Genomic DNA, 21,869 nt, shown 5'->3' on the forward strand with positions numbered 1-21,869 from the left:
CAATATGTGTATATTCAGATACTTTATATCCCCTATCTTTTATATTATAGTGACATAAAGTATTTCTTAAAACAGAATCAAAGTTATGATAAAGATAAGTTGCTTTTGCTTTTGTATTTTTGAGCCGATATTGTGAATATTTTTTCACAAAATAAATAAATTGTGCTTGAGCAATATCTCTTTCAATAGGATTGTTGTGAAAATATACTAATGCCGGTTGAGACTCAAAATGGTTATCTTGAAATAAACATGCAATTAATTGGATGTCGTATTGCAACTGAATATCAAAGAAACCTTTTGTGTCACCTAAATATCTTGTAAATTCATCATACAATCTAATAGCCTCATAAATAGCAGTATCTACAAAAATCATAGATGCTCTTGGTATTTTTAATTTTTCGTCATTCAATTGTTGAATATACTTTAATTCTTTGTCAATACCTATTGCATACAATTGATGAGGATTACTTCCTTTGGAATAAACAAGATATTGTTCATTCACATCCTGATAAGTAATCTCTCTTTCTTTAAGTTCTTCCTTTAAATTATAACCATAATATACTGCATTTTTGGGAAAACGATTAAAATTTGGAAGATATTCTTTTTGAAATAATTCTAATGAATTTAAAAAGTCATATATGTACATCATTTCTACTCCTTTATATTTACATTTGTATGTATTGTCTTTTTTATTATAACAGTAGTTTAAATAGTTATCAAATATAATTCTATTTTTAATAGATAAATCATAGATTATTGTTTATTTTCGCTATAATCATATAAAAGAGGTGGAATCAATGCTGAAAATAGGACCAATCATTGCAGCCAGACTAGAACAAATGGATTTAACACAAAAAGCGGCTGCTGATCAACTCAATATAAACCCAAAAACATTTTCAACATATGTCAATGATACATGTTTTCCACCATTAGATGCTTTAAGGGATATTTGTCAATTATTAAATATTGATCTTAATCATCTTTTAGGACTTAATGATTCAGGTAATATAGACTTATTAATTCAAGGTAAAGATGAAGCCAAAGTTTGTAAAACAATCAGATCCCTTGATAAAGAAGAAAATATTTATTATATGCAAGGCATTAAATTTCTAGATGATGGACTTAAATATATGCGAAAAATAAAGAAAAAAGATTAAAAGTTATCCTGATGGATAACTTTTTATTATAAACGATAAGTTCCTTTCATCCAGTTTTTTTGATGACATTGTGGACATTTCAAATATTTTCCTTGTTTTCCATTATGAAATGAAAATAAATCCTGAAAAAATGAGATTTTAAATTGATAATGACATTGTGGACATAGATAAGTATGAAATGATGTATGGAAATATATAAGAGCAATAAGAAGTATACCCGCTATTATAACCATTACAAATGGATAAATACCACCCATTTGACTGGCTATATAAGTTCCAATAGACATAAGAATAACATAACAAATCGTTAGATAATATGTTAACATATCTATTTTATGATATTTCTTTTTCTTAACTAACAATTTTTCTAAATCATCATAATTTGTTACTGCTAAACATCTAGACGTCTTCATTTCTTCTATCAAAAGAACTATTTTCTCTTTATTTAATTGAAGTTCCTTTAAACGCGCATTCATTATTTCTTCTTGTTGACATAGAAGTTTTAAAAGAATTTCATTTTGTTCTCCACATTCTAAGATATCTCTAATATCATGTAATGAAAATCCGAGTTTCCTATATAAACAGACAGTTTGAAATTGTTGTAAATCATCCTCACTATACTGTCTTCTACCGCCATCACTCAAATGACTTGGACAAACAATTTTTTCTTTATCATAGTATTGAACTGTCCGAATACTTACATGACATATTTTTGCTATTTCACCTGTTGTATACATATACTATTCCTCCTAGCAATAACATTATATATAATAACGTAACGTCATTAGCAAGTCTTATTTTCTCAAGAAAAGGAATAATTTCATCATTTCATTGGTCTATTATCTCAATAATCCAGTTCCAGTCAGTTCCTTGCTCTCTAAATAATGTTATATATTATACAAGTCTGTCTATATGCTCATATTCATTGTCTGTAAGTTTTTTCACTGTTTCTTCTATAACACTGATTTATCCTTATAATGAGTAGTTAAAGCATTATCAAATCATCATGATAATAAGCACATAATGCTAAAATAAATATTTATAAAACATATAATAAATCCCAATTTTATAGATAAATAAAAAGTCATTAAATGACTTTTTAAAATAAATATTTTGTAATAACCATTGCTAATCCCAAAATCGTAAGGACAACTCCTGTTGCCTGATTTAAAACTTTTGGTTCTGCTTTATTTGCAAATAAAGCTGCAATTCTTGCTCCTACAAGAGTTGCTACAATACATACAATTAATGCTTCCATATCTGGGAATCCACCAATATACATATGTGATGCTGCTCCTGTAAATGCAGTGAACGCCATAATAAAGACACTTGTTCCAACGGCTGTTTTCAATTCATATTGAAGCACAGATGTTAATATCAATAATAACATCATTCCACCACCAGCACCTATAAATCCACAAACAAATCCTATTAAACAACCACATAACAAGGATTGAATAACTTTTTGCTTTTGACTCTTTGCCTCTAATGCTTCTTTTGTTGTCATAACTGGTTTCACAATAAATTTAATTCCTAACAGTAAAGTCATAAATACTGAAAAACTTCCCATTGTTCCGCTTGGCACAAGTGAAGCAATATAACTTCCTATTAAAGTAAAAACAAGAACACTAGCCAACATAACTAATCCATTTTTAATATCTAAGTTTTTATGTTTTCCATATGTGTAAGCTGATATTGCTGATGCTAAAACATCAGAAGCCAATGATATTCCAACTGCTTCATAAGGATCAAAATTTAAGAAAGTAATCAGCATTGGTGAAATGACTGCTGCAGCAGATAATCCTGCTAATCCTGTTCCTATACCAGCCCCCATTCCAGCAATTATATATATAAACCATGAAAACATTATTCATTTTCCTCCTCTTCTTTAATGTTTTTATACATAAGATGTAACATATTATGATACATCTTTTTTTCTTCTACTGTGAAACCTTTAAATAGAATATCATAAAATTGTTTCTGCACCTGTAATCCATCTTCAACAATATCTTTTGAAGGCGGTAAAAGATAAAGATGATATTTTCGTCTGTCTTTATTATCTTGAATAGTCTCAAGATAATGACTTTTTACCAATTTTTCAATTCCCATTGAAGCATGTGATTTTACAAGTCCTCTTTTTTCAACAATATCCTTTGCACTATCAAATTGAGGATTATTGTGTAAAAACAATAGAATATCAAGTTCATTTCTAGATATTTGATATTTTTTTGTAACTCCTAAACAAAGATGATCATATAATTTTTTCATACTTTGAATCATATTTAATAATTCTGTCATACTCCCTCCAATTAGTTCTATTTTGAACTATTATAATACAAGTTATGCAAATGTCAATCATTGGTGTGACATTTTTTTCATTTCATGAAAAGGTTTGTCATTTTTTGCGATTTTTATTTTTTGAACCCTCGGACTTCATTGACTTTAAAGCACTTTTGCCTTATAATCACAGTAGGTGAATTCCATCACCTGGAGATTGGAAAAATTACTTTTCCAGAATCTACGCAGTAATCATTTTACAAAATGAAAGGAGTAAAAAAATGATTTATACAAAAGAAGTCGAAGAAATGCAATGCGTGACACGTGGTGCAAGTCATGGATGTGCTCCAATTCCTGAAGAAGGGAAATGGGTATATTCAAAAGAAATCAAAGATATTTCTGGATTAACACATGGTATTGGTTGGTGTGCTCCTCAACAAGGTGCATGTAAATTATCATTAAACGTTAAAGAAGGAATTATCGAAGAAGCATTAATTGAAACAATTGGATGCTCTGGTATGACTCACTCTGCTGCAATGGCAAGTGAAGCTTTAGTTGGTAAAACTTTATTAGAAGGTTTAAATACCGACTTAGTTTGTGATGCTATTAACACTGCAATGAGAGAATTATTCTTACAAATCGTTTATGGTCGTACTCAATCAGCATTTTCTGAAGGAGGACTTCCTGTAGGTGCAGGTCTTGAAGATTTAGGTAAAGGTTTAAGAAGTATGGTTGGTACATCTTATTCAACTAAATTAAAAGGTCCTAGATATCTTGAATTAACTGAAGGTTATGTAAACAGACTTGCTTTAGATGACAATGATGAAATTATTGGTTATGAATTCATTAGTCTTGGAAGAATGATGGATATGATTAAAGCTGGAAAAGATGCTAATGAAGCACTAAAAGAAGCTACTGGTAACTACGGTAGATTCGCTGAAGCTGCTAAATACATCGATCCAAGAAAGGATTAATGAGGAGGTACGAAAATGGCATTATTTGAAAGTTATGAACGTAGAATTGATCAAATTAACGCTGCATTAGCTAAATTTGATATTAAATCTATTGAAGAAGCAAAAGCAATTTGTGATGAAAAAGGTATTGATGTTTACGAAATTGTAAAATCAACTCAACCTATCTGTTTTGAAAATGCTTGCTGGGCTTACACTGTAGGTGCTGCAATGGCAATCAAAAATGGAGATACAAAAGCAGTAGATGCTGCAAAAACTATTGGTATTGGTTTACAATCTTTCTGTATTCCTGGATCAGTTGCTGATGATCGTAAAGTTGGTTTAGGACATGGTAACTTAGGTTCTATGTTATTAGATGAAAACACTGAATGTTTCTGTTTCTTAGCAGGACATGAATCATTTGCTGCTGCTGAAGGTGCAATTAAGATTGCTGAAAAAGCTAATAAAGTAAGAACAAAACCTTTAAGAGTTATCTTAAATGGTTTAGGAAAAGATGCTGCTAAGATTATTTCTAGAATCAATGGATTCACTTATGTTGAAACTGAATTTGATTATTTCACTGGAGAAGTGAAAGAAATCTCTAGAATAGCTTATTCTGATGGACCAAGAGCTAAAGTTAATTGTTATGGTTCTGATGATGTTCGTGAAGGTGTTGCTATTATGCATAAAGAAGGTGTAGATGTTTCTATCACTGGTAACTCTACTAACCCTACTCGTTTCCAACATCCAGTCGCTGGTACTTATAAAAAAGAATGTATCGAACAAGGTAAAAAATATTTCTCTGTTGCTTCAGGTGGTGGAACAGGACGTACATTACATCCTGATAACATGGCAGCTGGACCTGCTTCTTATGGTATGACTGATACTATGGGACGTATGCACAGTGATGCACAATTTGCTGGTTCTTCATCAGTTCCTGCTCACGTAGAAATGATGGGATTAATCGGTATGGGTAACAACCCAATGGTTGGTGCAACTGTTGCTGTTGCTGTTGCTATTGAAGAAGCTTGTAAATAATTACTATTTTAGACTAAAAAGTTCTGCAAAATGCAGAACTTTTCTTTTTTATTTTCAAAACAAAGTTTGGTGTTTCTTTTAAACTATAAAAGATTTTTCAGTTACATTCATCTATAGTTATCTTTATTAACAAAAAGCAATCTCCATTAAACAATTATTTATTTAGTATTATCAATAAACCCAATAATATTAACTGTTTTATTAAATATTTTACTAATTTCTTCGACTACAGTAGATAATCTTTCTAAAATAGTTAATAAATCCATTGCTGAATCCTTTACTTCCAAAAGTGAGTTAGAAATAAAAGAATACGCTCCGTCTGTAGCATCTTGCACAACCTCTTCCGAATGCTCATTATCCGCCTCTAATATATAATCTTCCAAATAATCATTAATAAAATTACTATCTTTAACGATTAAATCATAAAAATCATTCCAATATATATTGGAAAAACTTTCTTCTAAATTTATAATTTCCGCATATATTTCTTCAAAAAATTCAACATCTGGTTCCTCACAATTACAAGTAATTAAATCGATAATTTGATAGCTTATTTTTAGGTAAAGATTCATCGTTGACTAAATCAAAAAAACTTTGCTTTATAAAATATATATTTCCTATATCAATTATCATATTATACTCCTAAATAAAGCGCCCCTTTAAGGGGCTAGATTTGAACAATCGCCTTTTATATCCTGTATACGAATTAACGGTTAACATTTGAACGCTGGCCTTTTGTATCCCACGAACCAACTAGTGGATAATATTTGAACATCTCTGTTCAATATATAATATGTCCAGATAAATAATATATACACATCTATCTCTCAATAAGATTTTACCATTTTCTCTATACTAGCCAATAGTGTTTTTAAATTTTGTGAAACGTACACAGATTGTATGAAATGTCATTGGTTGCACACAAATCTGCCACTACTTTAAATGGTTTGAATTTTGAAGACTTAGTGAGATTTAGTGGCACTTAAATAGGCTTAAATAGACTTAAAAATTCATTTAGGAAAATGCTAACCGTTTCTATCGAAGGAGCTTGTAAACATTTACAGTTCTATACTAAAATGTGAAAAAGACTATAAAGAAATAGGCTAATCATTCTATTAAAGTCATAGTCTTTTTTATCTGTTATTAAATAATTTATCTTATAAACTTTGGTTTTAACAATTTGAAGTATAATAAATATATAAAAAATGAGGAGGATAATTTCATACAATTACATATAAAGGGAAAGTTATGAGTATTCATTCTAAAATGGATATTCTAGATGAAAATGATAATATTGTTTATAAGGTTGTCAGTAAAGCATTATCCATTTATGATAAGACACATATTATGGATGCTAATGATAATGAAATAGCATATATTCATGCAAAGGCTATTTCTATTCATCAAGTTCATTATGTTGAAATGACTTCAGGAAAGAAATTTGAAGTGAAAGTAAAATTAGGTCATCCTTTTAAGAATCAACTAGAAATTAAGGAATTAGGATGGAAAATAGAAGGTGAATTTGCTGCACATAACTATAGTATAATGAATGAAAAAGGTGATGTTATTGCAAATGCACATATTAAGTGGTTCTCATTGCATAATATTTATTATGTAGATATTTTAGATGAAAGCCAAAAAGAATTGATTATAGCTGCATATATTGTCTTAGAACATATGCTTGCTAATAATGAATCAGCAGATGCAGATATAAGTGCAACTCAAAATTAAACTTTATAAATCTAAAAGTCAGGAGAAATAACTCCTGGCTTTTGTATATGATGTGATTTTTTAAAAGTTTACTTGAACTGTAATGATTTTATCACAAACTCAATTGTTTGATTTTGCTGTTCTGATGGATCAATAGTGGCTTCTCCATCTCCTGACTGTTTTCCATAATTCCCAAATTGAGCATGATTACCACCTTCAATAATCAATTCTTTTGTATTTTGTGGCAAGAAAGAAAAGTAATCTTTATATTTTTGCTTGTTTAAAACATGATCTTCACTACCATAAATACTCATCACAGATAATGCTGATGATGATAAATCCTGAGTGGAGTATGCTGCTAATAAAATGAGTCCTTTTAGTGCATTGGAATGCTCAGATGCATATTGAGCAGCCATAGCACCACCTAATGAATGTCCCATCATATACCAATCTGTAATCTGACTATATTGGGACATGATTGCATCAGCTGCTCCTATCTTTAAAACTGCAAAATGGAAAGGCATTTTCGCAATAACACAGAAATAACCCTGCTGAGATAACTTTAGCATAAGTGGCTGATAGGCTAATTCATCCACCTTTGCGCCTGGATAAAAGATTATTCCCTTTTTTGTTGCAGTTTGTGGTTTGAACACATAACCTTCAATATTTTCATCATAACTCATTTGTGACTTATTAATAGAAACTACATTCATATCTGCATGATAATAATCACTCACATACCAATACACACCACCTATTCCTATAGCAATTATACAAATAATAATAAGTAGTATTTTCTTTATTTTTTTATTCATTTTTTAACCTCATTTCTTTATTATTTACTATATACTAAAAATTATTTTTTCTCTATATAATCTTCTTTATTTCTTTGATTTGATTGTGTAAAATAAGAGAGGATAAGGAGTGAGAAATATGTTAAAAGTCATTATTTTTGATATGGATGGATTAATGGTTGATACTGAAATGATTTCATTTCAATGTTTTCAGGATTTAATAAGAAGTTATGGATTTGATTTTACTAAAGAAGAGTATATGAAAAGTTATCCTGGCAGATCACTACAAACTTCACTACGATATATACGTGATCACTATCAGCTTGATTTTGATATACAAGAAAAAATGCAGTTGTTTAAAGATTTAGAAGAAAAATATATAAATAAAGATGGAGTACAACTTAAGAAGGGACTTCTTCCTTTATTAGAGTATGTTAAATCTCATCATTATCAAACCATAATAGCAACATCAAGTCATTTTGATCGTGCTATAAAAATACTTGGTCCTTACCATATTATGCCATATATTGATAATATTGTCTGCGGTCCTGAAGTCCAGCATAGTAAACCTTTTCCAGATATTTTCTTAAAAGCTTGTGAAAAATTAGCCGTTCATCCTCATGAGGCACTTGTTTTAGAAGACAGTGAAGCAGGTATTCAGGCAGCTTATGATGCTCATATTCCTGTGATTTGTATACCTGATATGAAATACCCTCATGATGATTATATCAAAAAAGCAACAAGAATCTATTCATCTTTAGAAGATGTTATTTCTTACTTAGAAAATAACTCTTGACTTAGAGTCAACTCTAAATGCTAATATAATAGATAGAAATGAGGGATTCTATGAAAACAAAGAAACAAATAGATATGCTAAATGGATCTATTTGGGATAAGTTATTATTATTTGCTTTACCGCTTGCTGCGAGCAGTATTTTACAGCAATTATTTAATGCAGCAGATGTTGCAGTCGTTGGAAATTTTGCTGGTGGAGAGGCTTTAGCTGCGGTTGGAGCCAATGGTTCAGTGATTAATTTATTGGTCAATCTTTTTGTAGGTTTATCTATTGGTACGAATGTTGTGGTGGCTTCCTTTATTGGACAAAAGGATGAGAAAAGAACGAGTCAAGCTGTTCATACATCTATTTTATTATCTTTAGTGAGTGGGTTTGTATTATTGGTTGTTGGTATTTTATTTGCTAGACCTATTTTAGAATTCATGTCTACACCTGAAGATATTATTGATTTAGCAACACTTTATTTAAAGATTTATTTTGCTGGTATGCCTTTTATTATGTTATATAATTTTACTTCGGCTATTTTAAGAAGTAAAGGTGATACCAAAAGACCATTACTTTCGTTAATGGTTTCTGGGATTATTAATGTTGTTTTAAATTTATTTTTTGTTATTGTTTTACATATGAGTGTTGAAGGTGTTGCCATTGCAACAGTCATATCCAATATTATCAGTTCTTTAATGTTAGTCTATTTCTTAATGCATGAAACAGATGCTTTAAAAGTAGAAGTTAAAAAATTATATATGCATCAAGATATTTTATTAAAGATTGCTAAAATTGGTGTGCCTGCTGGATTACAGTCAACTGTTTTTTCAATATCTAATGTTATTATTCAAGCAGCCTTAAATGCCTTAGGATCAGCAGCTGTGGCTGCAAGTGCTGCTGCTTTAAACTTTGAATATTTTACTTACTTTGTGATTAGTGCCTTTAGTCAGGCAGCTGTAACATTCATTGGTCAAAACTATGCAGCGTCCAAGTATGTACGTTGTAAACAAATAACAAAATGGACATTCTTATTAAGCAGTCTTTCAACATTATGTGTGAGTTTTCTCTTTATTGTCTTACATGAATTCTGTATTGGATTCTTTACAAATGATCCACAGATTGCCAATCTTGCTTATACAAGAATGTATATTGTTTTATCCTTTCAAATAATTAATATGGTCATAGAACTTATATCTGGATTTTTAAGGGGCATTGGCTATTCCAGTATTCCTGCCCTTGTTTGTGTATTAGGAATATGTGGAACGAGAATTGTCTATATTTATACTATTTATCCAACTATTACAAGTTATCAAAACTTATTAATTATTTACCCTATTAGCTGGATAATAACAGCATTATCGCTCACATTTATTTATCTGTTTATTCATAAGAAAGTCTATCATGTATCTAAAGAAGCAGGATGTTAATTATCCTGCTTCTTTAAATAAAGACTTTTTTGTATGCGTATCATAAATAAGATAACAATCAATACAACGATGAATTCAGTGATTGGCATTACAAACCATAATGCATTTGAACCAAATAAAGTAGGTAATAAATAGATAAGTAATCCACTTAAAATCATTCCTCTTAATACCGAAATAAATAATGAAAGCTGTGGTTTCATTAATGATTGAAAGTAATAAGTAGAAAAAATATTCAGTGGTAATAATAAAAATGATAAACCATAATAACCCATTATAGATGGTGCTATCAAATGAATTTGTTCTGTTGCATCCATAAATATATTCATAATCTGATGAGGAAATACAAAGATAATGATTGTCCATAATAGACCAAAGAATGCAGTTGAGTAAAGTGTATACTTGAGCAATGTAGAAAGACGATCATATTGTTTCGCAGCAAAATTAACTGAGAATAAAGGCTGAGATGCCTGTCCTACACTATAAGCACAGCATTGAACAATTGTACTTATATTAACGAGAACACCATAAACAGCTAATGAATCACTACCTAAATATTTCATAATTTGACGATTAAATAACATTGTCAATATCCCCATAGCAATATCAATAAAGAAAGTTGAAAAACCAGTCACAACAATATCTTTAAACTGTGTGAATACATCATTAGGTTTAACAATTCTTAAAGTATTTTGAGATGAGAAAAAGTGTGTCATCATTAAACAAAATGTAATGAATGCACCTATAACAGTTGCAAGTCCTGCTCCCATGATTCCCATATCAAAAGTAAATACAAACAAATAATCACCTGCAATATTAAAGATACCTCCTGCTAAAACTGCTCTTGTGGCAAGAGTTGGAGCATTATCATTACGCAAAAATGCTGCTAACATTTGATTAAATAAAAATAATGGAACACCAAATTTTACTGGTAAAAAATATTTTTGTGCTAATGGCAATAATCTTTGAGAAGCACCAAATAAAGTTAATAATTGTCTGTCAAAAAAGACAACACCAATCCAGCAGACCACTGCTAACAGGATACTTAAAGCTAAAGCTGATGAAAAAAATTCATTATCTTTTTTATAATCACCACGACCTCTCGCAGCACTCAATAGTACAGCTCCACCTATTCCTGTCAGCAAACCTAAACTATAGATAATATTCCATAAAGGTGCTACAACAGCTAATGCTGCAGTTCCTTCAGGACCCTGATATTGTCCAACAACAGCCATATCAACAATACTATAGATAGAACTAATCATAGCACTACCAAAAGCCGCCCATAAATAATGAAAATAAACTTTTTTAACTTGTCCTTTTAATAAATCCATTTTTGTCCCTCCCATAATAAAAGAGCTAGATAAATGAACAGGCATTTCAACCTGTCACCTTATCTAGCTCACCATCTCATAATGAATGGCTCACCCTCCGAGTGAACACATATAGTTTACTAAAGGTTTTTCTCTATGTCAAGAGACTTTTTAACCTTGCTGACATAACAATAATGTTCCAAGTAACATATATTCTTGTAAATCATCAATTAATACCATTTTGGGAATATAAGTCTTAGGAATATATTTTTCTATTTCTCTTTTCAATTCCTCAATATCTGTAATTAAGAAACAACAAATAACAATCATCTGGGGATCTATTAATCCAATAATAGACGATACTGTTTTGGCTAAGGCTTCAATTGCTCCCTGTGGTGTTTTATGTAATTCTAAAACATCTTGAGAATAAGATAATGGCAGATACTGAACTTCACCTGCAATATGATGATGTCCTAAAATCAGCTGATCATTAATAATATGTCCACTTCCAGCAAAAGACGTCACAGGCTGAAAAATAAAAGAAAGGGAAGAACATTCATCCTGTGAATGATAATAACCAAATGCGATTGTATTAGCATCATTATTAAAGATAAATTTCTGCTGATATCTTGAAGTCAAATCACGTTTAATATCAATTTCCTTTAGTTCTCCTACCCCCATAGAACCTATAGACTCATCATCAATAATACCTGGTGTACATAATCCTATGACTTGAATATCTGGATATTGGGCAATCATACCATCAATAACAGCATAGTAATCTTGTAAAGATAAGGTTGGTTTAATTATTTCATTATCTTCTAATATTTGATTCTTTTCACCATATAAACGATAAACAATATGAACTCTTTGACTATTTCTAATTAAAGCTAGACATAAAATCTTTTGATCTGTTGCTTTTATGTTTTTTGCTTTTAATGGTTGATGGTTTCCTGTTAATAAAGTTTTCTTGATATAACGTTCTTCTTCAATGATTGATAATATTTTTTTGACATCATATTTTGCAAAAACAGCAGGTGGAATCTTTAAAACAATTTGTTTTTTTAAGATTTCACGTGTTTTTGCATACATATATGAAATTTGTGGTGCTAACATGATCATATCATAGTTTTCACCTTCTTTATAAAGATTACTGTAGCTCACGGCATCTACATGAATATCCATATCTAAAAGCTTTACAACTTCATTAATACGATCAGCAAAATATCCTGTCGTTAATCCACCAGTACAAGTCAAAAGGACTTTTAACATAGGTTTATTTGTAAACTGATCAATTGTTTCTAACATTTCATGAAATAATTCAGTAGCATGTTTAATATTCTTGAATTGAAAATGAAGATAGAATTCTGTTTCATTTTTACTTAAATTGATCACAGAAAATTCAATAATATTCATATCATAAAAATGAATATGACTTTCACTATATTGATTCTTAATAAGAATTGTTCCTCTATCTTGAGATAAAGTCATCTGTAAATTATCTTTCTTCTGTAATAAAATCCACTCTTTAAAGACATCAACTTGTATATCCCTTAAAAAATCATCCATAATGATTCTCCCTTCAAATAATTAGAAATCTTATATCTTTATTATATGAAAAAGAGAAAGAAAAGAAAATATTTATCACAATAATGATAAATATTTTTACATCTATAAAAGTTATTTTTGATAACTATGATACAAAATCTCAATTATTTATTTTGTCCAGGTAAATGACTTATGAACGATGTCTGCACATTCATCAAGATCTAATGAAACATCTTTCAAAGCCTCAATTAAAATCTCAGCACATTTTTCACGACTCAATATATCACTATCTAAACATAAGTCATAAGATCTTTTATCGCCCCACATTGTAGAAGCTACAGCATTACGATAAACAGCTCGCATATGATCTCGACTTTTCATAAATGAAACAATATCATCATGTGGTAAATCTTCTAAATCATATGTTTTGTCTGCAATAGCACGAGGAATCTTATGTTCAGTACTCGTATTATATAATAATACTTTTAAACAATCCTGACGTTCTTTTAAGATATCTCCAGCTGCCCTTTCATGGATAATACATGGACCTTGTTCTATTGCTTTAAAAATCGCTTTTGTTAATGCAGTATGAACCTTTTGCATTTGAGAATCTTTTTTAACATCTTCTAATGACATGATAGATATTCTTTCATCAAATTCAACTAAATAATCTTCAGTGAGCCAGTCTTCATCACAGAGTGCAATCAAATCCTGTCCTTCATATAATTTCATATGCATTTGATGACCAACAATTACAGAAATCCATCTCCCCATACTACAATATTCACTATCCATTGTCATATACTTATACATATTTTACTCCTCCTTTAAACTTTCACCATGTGTTTGAATCACTCTTTGATACCAATAAAACGAATCTTTCTTATAACGTTTCATACTCCCCTGTCCATAATCATCAACATCTACATAAATAAAACCATATCTCTTCTTCATTTCACCTGTACTGGCTGCCACAATATCAATAGGACCCCACATCGTATAACCCATCACTGGAATCCCATCCAATGTGATGGCTTTTTCTAATTCCAGTAAATGCTGTCTTAAATAATCAATACGATAAGGATCATGAACTTTTCCATTTTCTAAAACATCGACAGCACCTAATCCGTTTTCAACAATCATTAATGGTAATTGATAACGATCATATAATAAATTCAATGAATATCTTAAACCTTGTGGGTCTATTGACCATCCCCACTCACTCACAGGCAAATAAGGATTTTGATAACCTGTATCAATACCATTTAAACCCTTATAAATTCCTTTTGTTTTCATTCCTGTTACATGTGTAAAATAATAGCTATATGATAAGAAATCAACTGTTCCATGTTTAAGAATCTCTTCATCACCATCTTGCATAGGTAAAACAATTCCATCTCTTTCAAATTGTTTGATCTTATAATTTGGATAATATCCTCGACATTGTACATCACAATAAAATAACATCTGATGCATAAAATCTGTTGTTGCAATCATATCACTTGGATGAGGACTATGAGGGTATGCAAAATGACCACAATACATCATTCCTACCTTATTATTTTTATCAATCTGGTGTGCCAATTGGACAACCTTGGCACTGGCTAAAAACTGATGATAGGCGGCACTCATTCTGATTTGTTCATTATCAGATGCAATACCCGCTGATACCCAAGGCATTGTAGACATACAATTGATTTCATTAAATGTCAGCCAATATTTGACACGTCCTTGATATCTTTCTAATAAAACTTTAGCATACCTCATATAAAAATCAACGACTTTCCGATTTTCCCATGAACCATATTTTTGTAGACCTAATGGTGTTTCAAAATGTGAGATTGTGATTAATGGCTCAATATGATACTTTTCTAATTCATCAAATATTCTATCATAAAACGCCAAACCTTTTTCATTGGGTTTTTCTTCATCACCTTGAGGAAATATTCTCGTCCAATTAATCGACAAACGATAAACTGTAAATCCCATTTCAGCAAACAATGCAATGTCTTCCTGATAATGATGAAAATGATCTACAGCCTGATGGCTTGGATAAATATATTGACTTTCTACTGTTTTGGTTGTTTTTCTTTTTTGAGTATGTGAACCTAATGTCATCACATCAGCTGTACTTAATCCTTTCCCATCTTCTAAATATGCTCCTTCACATTGATTCGCAGCTGTTGCACCACCCCATAAAAAATCACTTGGAAAACTCATTTTTCTATTCCTCCTTTGTTTCTGACTTCATTATAAAACATATAAAAGAACTTCCAAGGTTATGGAAGTTCTTTGAAACACTGTTGTTGATTTTCAACAATCATTTTTATTCATAAAGCAACAGTGTTGCTTAATCTTTAATAATAGGATTATGAGATTTTCGATCTTGTTCATATTCATGTGAAACGTTCACTTTACTTTCAAAATGTTTATGAAAATCAGTATTAAACATATTCATATATAAGATATCTAATAAAAGCAATGTCGCTAGATTCATACTAAAATTCCCCAAATTATTCACAAGTTTTTCTCTTGTAGACACATAAAGAACATCATCAGTTAATTTTGTTAGAGCATTTCCACCATAAGACGTTATGGCTAAAAAACGAATATGTCTTTGATGTAATTTGCGAGCAATCTTTAATATGTTTTCTGTTTCTCCTGAATAAGAAATAATAATAAAAACATCATTCTGCTGACAATATGTTGCGCGATAAAATGCTTCATCCAATTTATCTTCAATCACAACATCTTTTCCAATCTTTAATAATTTATCTTTAAAGGTATAAGCAATTTCATTTTGAACACCTGCTGAACAGATATAAATTGTTTTGGCATAATTTAACATATTAATAGCTTTTTGTAAATTATCATGATGCATCAGAGATAATGTATCATCAATAATTTCATGATATAACTGTCCCATCTTATTTGCAACAACAATATTTTTATCATGATATTGAAAAGGTGTATTAGGATTGAGTTCTTGAAAATGTGATGATAAGTACTTCACTTCTTCTAAATAAGCACTTTTAAAATCATTAAAACCTTGAAAACCAAGTTTTTGAAAAAATCTTACAACTGTAGAAGGTGCCATATACAATTGATTAGCAATTGAACGTGCGCTTTGATGTTCTAATCCTTCTTCTTGTTGTAACACATAATCTGCAATACTACATTCTATATTTGTATAGTGTTCTCTTTGTTTTAATTTTTCATGTATAAGCATTTTCTCACCTACTTTATTATTATATAACTTAATATATTATATGCAATTATAAAGATAATACCTGTCTTTATCTTATGATTACTCTTTCTATGATACATTCATGATGTTTATTTTCATCATAGTTTAATCCTACTAATAAAATTTCCTGATAATCTTTTACTCTATCAATATAATTCTTTTCTTTGATTTGTTCAATTGTCTCTTTAGCACTTTTATTGTATTTTAATTCTAAGACTATAGCTGGTTCATTCTTTTTCTTAGGTATGAATAAATAATATACATAGCCCTTACCATTCTTTTCTTCACTTGTGATATCATATTTATTTCTTGCATATAAATAATATAATAACACATGATGAGCTATTTTCATCATTATAGTTTAGAAATGGTATTTCCTGATCATGTACCGATTCCAATATCTCTGCAACCTGTTTTGCATCTTGATTCAGTGTTACATCTAACATTTTTTAAGTTGATCTACAATCTTCTTGATTCCACCCATACTTTCTCTTGATAACACACGATTAAACTTCTGCATCAATTCATAGTTAAGAATTGTTAAATAATCATCATGATATGATAAGAATCCAAATACGACCATACCTGATAAGATTTCATCTCTTGTATCTAACTGCAATTGTGTCACACTACAGCCATCCAAGTGAACTTCTATTGTATTACCTGCAACAAGATTAACGATATCTTCTCTTGCTTCATCTACATTATGTTCAATACAATCTACAATCTCATTCATTGGTTCTGTTTCTATCCAGTAGTTCTGACAGAAACCTCTTGTAATTGCTTTATTAACTGAATGTGGGTTTTGAATGTGTTTGACATAACATTTTGACTTCTTCTTCAGTAAATCCAAAATATTCATCATAGATAGGATCATTCATAAAATTATACTCTCTAAACATATTTAACTCAGATCCACTTAAATATTTAGCAATGGGTAGAACCCCTGTCATATAGACTAAATCAACATATGTCTGATCTTTTAATAAACCTTTTAACAATTGTAGAGAGGCAACCTCATCCTTTTCACTCATAAAGTCTTTATAAAAGATAGAATCCCATTCATCTAAGATAAAAATAAAAGAATCATTTGATTTATTTAAAAGTTATTCTATAGACATACCTTCTTGATGTATTAATGAATATGTCTCATTTATATTTTCTATAAAGTTCCTTTTAATTTCATTAATATATTCTTCATTTGAATTACAAGATCAGGTAGATGACCCAAATCAATATAAATCACATTATATTGATTCATATGCTTTTCATAATGATCTGTATTAGCTATTTTTAGATTATTAAATAGTTCATGACTATCATATCCTTTTGTATAATAAGTTGCTATCATATTTGCATTAATTGTTTTACAAAATCTTCTTGGTCCTGTAATACATATATACTTGTTTCTATACTATCTGACATCTTCTCAATTAACAATAATTTATACAAATGTCCTGTATTTAAATAATTCACTGTTTTCACCTCTCGTCCGTTTCCTAGATTCCTAAAATAATTATACCTCTATTTATTTCAATGGTGTTTACCATAATCGTGACAAATATCAAAAAAATCTTTTGATAATGAAGAAAGATATTTATTCTTATGATAAATAATATGATAGGATCTCTGAATATTGAGTTCAGAAACAAAAATTTCACAAACTTTTTTGTCTTCAATTGCATCTCTAACTAAGATAAAAGGTAAAGTTGCAATACCTAAATTTGATTCAACACTTTTTACGATTGCTTGAGTACTTGTACTTTCCATTGCATATTCAATATGATACTGATGTGCAACAAATAAACTATTCACAAGATTGTAAACAGAGCTTCCTTCTTCTCTCATTAATATGGGATAATGAATTAAATCTGATAATTGAATTTTTTGTTTTTGAACAAGTGGATGTGTTGGATAAACAATGGTTGAGAGATAATCTGACATAAAAGGAATTTGAATGATATTATCATTTTGAAGATTGGTTTCTACCAATGCAAAATCAATCTTATTTTCAATAATCATTTTTTCTAATGTTTCTGAATTGTATACATACATTTTCATTTTAAGATTTGGGTATTTTTCTTTTAGTAATTGAACAATATGTGGTAAAACATATTGACTAATAGTCATACTGCTTCCAATTCTCATTATTCCCTCTTCTTCCCAATTTTTAATACCTTTTTCCATTTCTGAGAATAATGAAATAATATGAACAGCATATTCATAGAATTGCTTAGCTGCAGCTGTTGGAAAAATCTTTCGATTCATACGATCAAAAAAACATACTGAATAATAATTTTCCATCTCTTTAATAGCTAAACTAATAGATGGCTGAGCAATATGCATTTCCTTTGCCGCTTTGGTAATACTTTGAAACTCATAAACTTTAATAAATATTTCAAGATGGCGTAATGTCATAAAATTCTCCTTTTTAATGCATAATAAAATTGTTATATATATTATATAATAATAGTATTTTACTTATTTTTCAAGACAATGTATGATGTGTTTATAAATGGAGGTAACCATATGAATAGAGATAAACATAAATTAAGAAAGCTTTTTCTTTCAACTTTATATTTAAGTGCTTTTACTTTTGGAGGCGGATATGTCATTGTGACATTAATGCGTAAAAAGTTTGTCAGTGAATATCATTGGATTGATGAAGATGAGATGTTGGATTTAATTGCAATTGCTCAATCGGCTCCTGGAGCGATTGCTGTGAATGGAGCCATTGTTGTCGGATATAAACTAGCTGGTTTAATAGGAGTGATTGTTTCTGTTATTGCAACCATTATTCCACCTTTTGTGATTATTTCAGCGATATCTGTTTGTTATGAAGTGTTTCGTACAAACTTAATTGTTGCTTTAATGTTAGAAGGAATGCAGGCAGGTGTTGGTGCAGTCATTGCTTCAGTTGTTTTTGAAATGGGAACTGGTATTGTCAAAGAAAAAAATCCTTTTTCATTAGTAATTATGGCTATTTCTTTCATTGTGACTTATTTCTTTCATGTCAATGTTGTCTATGTCATCTTGGTATGTATTGTTTTAGGACTCATAAAAACATTTCTGCAGAAAGGACGTGAGAAGGCATGATCTATTTACAATTATTTTTGAGTTTCTTACAAATTGGTGCTTTTAGTTTTGGTGGAGGTTATGCTGCTATGCCACTTATTCAAAGTCAGGTTGTTGACTTGCATCAATGGCTGAGTTTATCTGAATTTACTGATCTTGTGACAATTTCACAAATGACACCAGGTCCAATCGCCGTCAACTCTGCAACATTTGTTGGTATTAAAATTGCTGGTATTCCTGGAGCGATTGTGGCAACACTTGGATGTATTCTACCAGCATGTATCATTGTTACAATTATTGCCTGGTTATATATCAAATATCGTAATATGCAATCTCTTCAAGTGGTCTTAAGTACTCTTCGTCCAGCAGTTGTTTCATTGATTGCGACTGCCGGTTTAACTATTATTATTTCAGCTATTTTCGGCGAACTTGGTATCAGCATTGAGGCTATCAAGATTCAAATGGTAGTGATTTTTGGAATTTGTATGTTACTGTTAATGAAATGGAAGATGAATCCTATCTTTGTTATGGTACTAGCTGGTATACTCAATGTTGCTCAATATTTTATTATAGGAAATATATTATAAAAAGAAGGAGACAAGTTCCTGTATACTTAGGAATCTGACTCCTTTTTCCATGTTTTGATATTTTCATAATCTATCTATTATTGAGAAAGAATAATTTTATTATATGGTTTCTTTTTTTGTTTGTGACGTTTGATGAATTTGTAATCTTGATAATAACATTGAATAAATTAAATCAACAATATATTCTGCAGCAAAGGCTGAACACATAACATCAATATCCTCATATTCATTTGTATCAAATAATAAAATATCATAACCTAATTCCTGGATTTGATTTTCTTTCTTTCCAAGAATAACCACTGTATAAATTTTCTTTTCTTTTAATATTTTTGCAATATTCATTATTGCATCATTTACACCTGTTAAGGAAATAAGTACAGAAACATTTTTTTGACACTCTTTCATATTTTTGATATATGCATAATTTAATCCATTTTGGCATGTACAATTGAAACCAATTGATTGCAATTTAAATGACATTTGTTTAGCAATCACCTCAGATATTTCTATCCCATAAATATCAATCGATTGAGCATTCAGTAACCGATTACAGACTCTTATCATAATATTCTTATCTAATAAAAGATTTGTATGAATCATTGTTTCTGCATATAATCTAGAAATTGTGTTTTGAATATCTGTATAAGATGAAAAGTACTGACTTGGATGTCCTGCATTCACATCTCCTACTTTAAAATATTCATTTCTTTCTAGTATTAATGCTGATATAAATTCACGATAAGTATTAACTCCTACCTTCTTATATAAACGCATAACTGCAGATTGTGATGTGTAACTCTTTCTACCTAATTCAGTACTTGTTAGATTTTCAATATCATTACTTTTATTCAATAAATAATTTGCAATATGTTTTTCAGTTTCAGTCAAACAATCCTGATCAATAAGTTTTTCTATAATCATAATTTTCTTTCTCCTCTACTTCTATGTAATATAATATTTAATAATATTGCCTTCTTAACATATTTTCTGATTAAATTATTCAAACACTATAAGCAGTATTGTGTTATATAGATAATTCCTCTAAAATATGATTGTCGATAGAGTTCCTTAAAATATTTTTGACAATTTATTTATGCTTTATTGGCAGCATCCAAATGTTTAAACATTTGGATTTTTCTTTATTATAATATAAAAACAATGACTATAAAGATTGTTAGAAGTAATTGAAAAAACATTTTCATTTACACAATTATTTTTAGCTTAATACTGAAAAAATTTGAAAACAGTATCTATAATTGAAAATCTGATATTTAATAGTTATCTATTAAATATCAGATTTCTTTTCATATTCTATTCAGCTGCGGCTGCTTGTTTATTTTGATATCTTTCATAAACAAGTAAGAATGGTGTATAAATCACAACAGATAATGCAATAACAATAATTTGTGAGATTGCTCCTATAATACTTCCACCTGTTGCTAAAAATCCTTGTAAAATTGGTGGCATTGTCCAAGGTACTTCAATAACTATTGGTGGACAGAAGTTAATTGTAATTAATAACCATCCAACAAAGATACATGCTACTGGAGCTAAGATAAATGGAATACCTAAGATTGGGTTTAATACCAATGGAATACCGAATGTTACAGTTTCATTGATATTGAATAAACCTGGAACGATAGATAATGTTGCAATTGCACGGTTATCTTCACGTTTTGAGAAGATAAAGATAGCAATAACTAAACCTAAAGTTATACCTGATCCACCAAATTCAGCAAACATTTGCATCATAGTTAAGTTCATTGTATACATACCATGAGCTTTGATTTCTGGAGTTAAAGCAATTGTTTTTCCTTCTGTGTATAATGCAGTATTTGCATATAACATTGGACGGAAGATTGGTTCCTTAACTGCAGATAACATGTTGTTTCCATGAATACCTACTAACCAGAATAATGAGATTAATACATACATGAACATAACAGCTACGATGTTATCTCCAATGAT

At 29.8% G+C, this 21,869-nt stretch carries 27 protein-coding genes; 8 read left to right on the plus strand and 19 right to left on the minus strand.

The window, feature by feature from the left end; genetic code table 11:
* Positions 1-646, minus strand: a 646-nt coding sequence (locus tag BN350_RS20955) for a hypothetical protein (RefSeq protein WP_044600219.1), incomplete at its 3' end; no start/stop codon positions are given.
* 151 nt (positions 647-797) lie between these two features.
* Between BN350_RS20955 and BN350_RS19950 the strand changes: the two genes are divergently transcribed.
* Positions 798-1,157, plus strand: coding sequence for a helix-turn-helix domain-containing protein (locus tag BN350_RS19950; protein WP_049945539.1), 360 nt, complete (start codon positions 798-800; stop codon positions 1,155-1,157).
* A gap of 26 nt (positions 1,158-1,183) precedes the next feature.
* Here the strand turns inward: BN350_RS19950 and BN350_RS08620 are convergent, their stop codons facing one another.
* The 3 genes from BN350_RS08620 to BN350_RS08630 form a co-directional block, all read right to left on the minus strand.
* On the minus strand, positions 1,184-1,894 hold the full coding sequence (locus BN350_RS08620; RefSeq protein ID WP_028043235.1) for a MerR family transcriptional regulator: 711 nt from the start codon (positions 1,892-1,894) through the stop codon (positions 1,184-1,186).
* Between the two features lie 362 nt (positions 1,895-2,256).
* Positions 2,257-3,024 (minus strand): sulfite exporter TauE/SafE family protein, encoded by a 768-nt coding sequence (locus BN350_RS08625; RefSeq protein WP_044600220.1) that lies wholly within the window; start codon positions 3,022-3,024, stop codon positions 2,257-2,259.
* On the minus strand, positions 3,024-3,455 hold the full coding sequence (locus BN350_RS08630) for a MarR family transcriptional regulator (RefSeq protein WP_028043237.1): 432 nt from the start codon (positions 3,453-3,455) through the stop codon (positions 3,024-3,026). Before BN350_RS08630 ends, BN350_RS08625 begins: the two co-directional genes overlap by 1 nt.
* A 260-nt stretch (positions 3,456-3,715) precedes the next feature.
* On the opposite strand from BN350_RS08630, the gene BN350_RS08635 reads away from it, so the two are divergent.
* A complete protein-coding gene (locus BN350_RS08635; protein WP_028043238.1) occupies positions 3,716-4,408 on the plus strand; it encodes an iron-sulfur cluster assembly scaffold protein in 693 nt (230 codons plus the stop codon).
* A 15-nt stretch (positions 4,409-4,423) separates the two neighbouring features.
* The gene (locus BN350_RS08640; protein ID WP_028043239.1) at positions 4,424-5,422 is read left to right on the plus strand and encodes a GGGtGRT protein; all 999 of its coding nucleotides are present in this window, start codon (positions 4,424-4,426) and stop codon (positions 5,420-5,422) included.
* Between the two features lie 158 nt (positions 5,423-5,580).
* On the opposite strand, the gene BN350_RS08645 is transcribed toward BN350_RS08640, so the two are convergent.
* On the minus strand, positions 5,581-5,994 hold the full coding sequence (locus BN350_RS08645; RefSeq protein ID WP_028043240.1) for a hypothetical protein: 414 nt from the start codon (positions 5,992-5,994) through the stop codon (positions 5,581-5,583).
* A 655-nt stretch (positions 5,995-6,649) separates the two neighbouring features.
* Between BN350_RS08645 and BN350_RS08650 the strand changes: the two genes are divergently transcribed.
* Positions 6,650-7,153, plus strand: a complete 504-nt coding sequence (locus BN350_RS08650; RefSeq protein ID WP_478209955.1) for an LURP-one-related/scramblase family protein — start codon at positions 6,650-6,652, stop codon at positions 7,151-7,153.
* Between the two features lie 68 nt (positions 7,154-7,221).
* Here the strand turns inward: BN350_RS08650 and BN350_RS08655 are convergent, their stop codons facing one another.
* Positions 7,222-7,947, minus strand: coding sequence for an alpha/beta fold hydrolase (locus BN350_RS08655; RefSeq protein ID WP_028043242.1), 726 nt, complete (start codon positions 7,945-7,947; stop codon positions 7,222-7,224).
* Between the two features lie 118 nt (positions 7,948-8,065).
* Here BN350_RS08655 and BN350_RS08660 point away from each other — a divergent pair, with 118 nt between their 5' ends.
* Entirely contained in the window at positions 8,066-8,722 is a 657-nt protein-coding gene (locus BN350_RS08660; RefSeq protein WP_028043243.1) for an HAD family hydrolase, read from the plus strand.
* Positions 8,723-8,772: 50 nt separating this feature from the next.
* Entirely contained in the window at positions 8,773-10,134 is a 1,362-nt protein-coding gene (locus tag BN350_RS08665) for an MATE family efflux transporter (protein WP_196802956.1), read from the plus strand.
* Here BN350_RS08665 and BN350_RS08670 read toward each other — a convergent pair.
* From BN350_RS08670 to BN350_RS08720, 11 genes are all read right to left on the minus strand, one after another.
* Positions 10,131-11,465 carry an MATE family efflux transporter gene (locus BN350_RS08670; protein WP_028043245.1) on the minus strand — a complete coding sequence of 445 codons (1,335 nt, stop codon included), beginning with the start codon at positions 11,463-11,465 and terminating at the stop codon, positions 10,131-10,133. The genes BN350_RS08665 and BN350_RS08670 overlap by 4 nt on opposite strands.
* Before the next feature lie 150 nt (positions 11,466-11,615).
* Positions 11,616-13,013 carry an ROK family protein gene (locus BN350_RS08675; RefSeq protein ID WP_028043246.1) on the minus strand — a complete coding sequence of 466 codons (1,398 nt, stop codon included), beginning with the start codon at positions 13,011-13,013 and terminating at the stop codon, positions 11,616-11,618.
* A gap of 147 nt (positions 13,014-13,160) precedes the next feature.
* The gene (locus BN350_RS08680) at positions 13,161-13,805 is read right to left on the minus strand and encodes a cytidylate kinase-like family protein (protein WP_028043247.1); all 645 of its coding nucleotides are present in this window, start codon (positions 13,803-13,805) and stop codon (positions 13,161-13,163) included.
* Between the two features lie 3 nt (positions 13,806-13,808).
* Complete coding sequence (locus BN350_RS08685) at positions 13,809-15,212, minus strand: glycoside hydrolase family 1 protein (RefSeq protein WP_028043248.1); 1,404 nt, start codon at positions 15,210-15,212, stop codon at positions 13,809-13,811.
* A 130-nt stretch (positions 15,213-15,342) separates the two neighbouring features.
* Positions 15,343-16,221, minus strand: a complete 879-nt coding sequence (locus tag BN350_RS08690) for a MurR/RpiR family transcriptional regulator (RefSeq protein WP_028043249.1) — start codon at positions 16,219-16,221, stop codon at positions 15,343-15,345.
* A 67-nt stretch (positions 16,222-16,288) separates the two neighbouring features.
* Entirely contained in the window at positions 16,289-16,573 is a 285-nt protein-coding gene (locus BN350_RS19955) for a PD-(D/E)XK nuclease domain-containing protein (protein WP_187117124.1), read from the minus strand.
* A gap of 105 nt (positions 16,574-16,678) precedes the next feature.
* Positions 16,679-16,975 carry a hypothetical protein gene (locus BN350_RS19960; protein ID WP_028043251.1) on the minus strand — a complete coding sequence of 99 codons (297 nt, stop codon included), beginning with the start codon at positions 16,973-16,975 and terminating at the stop codon, positions 16,679-16,681.
* Positions 16,976-17,027: 52 nt separating this feature from the next.
* Positions 17,028-17,273 carry an AAA family ATPase gene (locus BN350_RS21630; RefSeq protein WP_028043252.1) on the minus strand — a complete coding sequence of 82 codons (246 nt, stop codon included), beginning with the start codon at positions 17,271-17,273 and terminating at the stop codon, positions 17,028-17,030.
* Between the two features lie 128 nt (positions 17,274-17,401).
* On the minus strand, positions 17,402-17,590 hold the full coding sequence (locus tag BN350_RS21635; protein ID WP_028043253.1) for a hypothetical protein: 189 nt from the start codon (positions 17,588-17,590) through the stop codon (positions 17,402-17,404).
* Positions 17,587-17,715: a hypothetical protein gene (locus BN350_RS21640; protein ID WP_261797163.1), complete on the minus strand. Its 129-nt coding sequence runs from the start codon at positions 17,713-17,715 to the stop codon at positions 17,587-17,589. The genes BN350_RS21635 and BN350_RS21640 overlap by 4 nt, the downstream gene beginning before the upstream one ends.
* A gap of 57 nt (positions 17,716-17,772) precedes the next feature.
* Complete coding sequence (locus BN350_RS08720; protein ID WP_028043254.1) at positions 17,773-18,657, minus strand: LysR family transcriptional regulator; 885 nt, start codon at positions 18,655-18,657, stop codon at positions 17,773-17,775.
* Between the two features lie 111 nt (positions 18,658-18,768).
* On the opposite strand from BN350_RS08720, the gene BN350_RS08725 reads away from it, so the two are divergent.
* Together BN350_RS08725 and BN350_RS08730 are read left to right on the plus strand one after the other, a co-directional pair.
* The gene (locus BN350_RS08725; protein ID WP_028043255.1) at positions 18,769-19,335 is read left to right on the plus strand and encodes a chromate transporter; all 567 of its coding nucleotides are present in this window, start codon (positions 18,769-18,771) and stop codon (positions 19,333-19,335) included.
* Entirely contained in the window at positions 19,332-19,901 is a 570-nt protein-coding gene (locus BN350_RS08730) for a chromate transporter (protein WP_028043256.1), read from the plus strand. Before BN350_RS08725 ends, BN350_RS08730 begins: the two co-directional genes overlap by 4 nt.
* Before the next feature lie 99 nt (positions 19,902-20,000).
* On the opposite strand, the gene BN350_RS18840 is transcribed toward BN350_RS08730, so the two are convergent.
* Positions 20,001-20,822 (minus strand): MurR/RpiR family transcriptional regulator, encoded by an 822-nt coding sequence (locus BN350_RS18840; RefSeq protein WP_044600221.1) that lies wholly within the window; start codon positions 20,820-20,822, stop codon positions 20,001-20,003.
* 390 nt (positions 20,823-21,212) lie between these two features.
* Positions 21,213-21,869: PTS transporter subunit EIIC (locus BN350_RS08740; RefSeq protein ID WP_028043257.1), on the minus strand; the 657-nt coding region annotated here is incomplete at its 5' end.

The organism is Candidatus Stoquefichus massiliensis AP9 (assembly GCF_000455285.1).
Classification (GTDB): Bacteria; Bacillota_I; Bacilli_A; order Erysipelotrichales; family Coprobacillaceae; genus Stoquefichus; species Stoquefichus massiliensis.

Bases quoted from the DNA above. Each gene is read 5' to 3' on its own strand.
- BN350_RS19950 (WP_049945539.1), top strand. From the start codon at position 798: ATGCTGAAAATAGGACCAATCATTGCAGCCAGACTAGAACAAATGGAT.
- BN350_RS08620 (WP_028043235.1), bottom strand. From the start codon at position 1,894: ATGTATACAACAGGTGAAATAGCAAAAATATGTCATGTAAGTATTCGG.
- BN350_RS08625 (WP_044600220.1), bottom strand. From the start codon at position 3,024: ATGTTTTCATGGTTTATATATATAATTGCTGGAATGGGGGCTGGTATA.
- BN350_RS08630 (WP_028043237.1), bottom strand. From the start codon at position 3,455: ATGACAGAATTATTAAATATGATTCAAAGTATGAAAAAATTATATGAT.
- BN350_RS08635 (WP_028043238.1), top strand. From the start codon at position 3,716: ATGATTTATACAAAAGAAGTCGAAGAAATGCAATGCGTGACACGTGGT.
- BN350_RS08640 (WP_028043239.1), top strand. From the start codon at position 4,424: ATGGCATTATTTGAAAGTTATGAACGTAGAATTGATCAAATTAACGCT.
- BN350_RS08645 (WP_028043240.1), bottom strand. From the start codon at position 5,994: ATGAATCTTTACCTAAAAATAAGCTATCAAATTATCGATTTAATTACT.
- BN350_RS08655 (WP_028043242.1), bottom strand. From the start codon at position 7,947: ATGAATAAAAAAATAAAGAAAATACTACTTATTATTATTTGTATAATT.
- BN350_RS08660 (WP_028043243.1), top strand. From the start codon at position 8,066: ATGTTAAAAGTCATTATTTTTGATATGGATGGATTAATGGTTGATACT.
- BN350_RS08665 (WP_196802956.1), top strand. From the start codon at position 8,773: ATGAAAACAAAGAAACAAATAGATATGCTAAATGGATCTATTTGGGAT.
- BN350_RS08670 (WP_028043245.1), bottom strand. From the start codon at position 11,465: ATGGATTTATTAAAAGGACAAGTTAAAAAAGTTTATTTTCATTATTTA.
- BN350_RS08675 (WP_028043246.1), bottom strand. From the start codon at position 13,013: ATGGATGATTTTTTAAGGGATATACAAGTTGATGTCTTTAAAGAGTGG.
- BN350_RS08680 (WP_028043247.1), bottom strand. From the start codon at position 13,805: ATGTATAAGTATATGACAATGGATAGTGAATATTGTAGTATGGGGAGA.
- BN350_RS08685 (WP_028043248.1), bottom strand. From the start codon at position 15,212: ATGAGTTTTCCAAGTGATTTTTTATGGGGTGGTGCAACAGCTGCGAAT.
- BN350_RS08690 (WP_028043249.1), bottom strand. From the start codon at position 16,221: ATGCTTATACATGAAAAATTAAAACAAAGAGAACACTATACAAATATA.
- BN350_RS19960 (WP_028043251.1), bottom strand. From the start codon at position 16,975: ATGAATGAGATTGTAGATTGTATTGAACATAATGTAGATGAAGCAAGA.
- BN350_RS21630 (WP_028043252.1), bottom strand. From the start codon at position 17,273: ATGAGTGAAAAGGATGAGGTTGCCTCTCTACAATTGTTAAAAGGTTTA.
- BN350_RS21635 (WP_028043253.1), bottom strand. From the start codon at position 17,590: ATGATAGCAACTTATTATACAAAAGGATATGATAGTCATGAACTATTT.
- BN350_RS08720 (WP_028043254.1), bottom strand. From the start codon at position 18,657: ATGACATTACGCCATCTTGAAATATTTATTAAAGTTTATGAGTTTCAA.
- BN350_RS08725 (WP_028043255.1), top strand. From the start codon at position 18,769: ATGAATAGAGATAAACATAAATTAAGAAAGCTTTTTCTTTCAACTTTA.
- BN350_RS08730 (WP_028043256.1), top strand. From the start codon at position 19,332: ATGATCTATTTACAATTATTTTTGAGTTTCTTACAAATTGGTGCTTTT.
- BN350_RS18840 (WP_044600221.1), bottom strand. From the start codon at position 20,822: ATGATTATAGAAAAACTTATTGATCAGGATTGTTTGACTGAAACTGAA.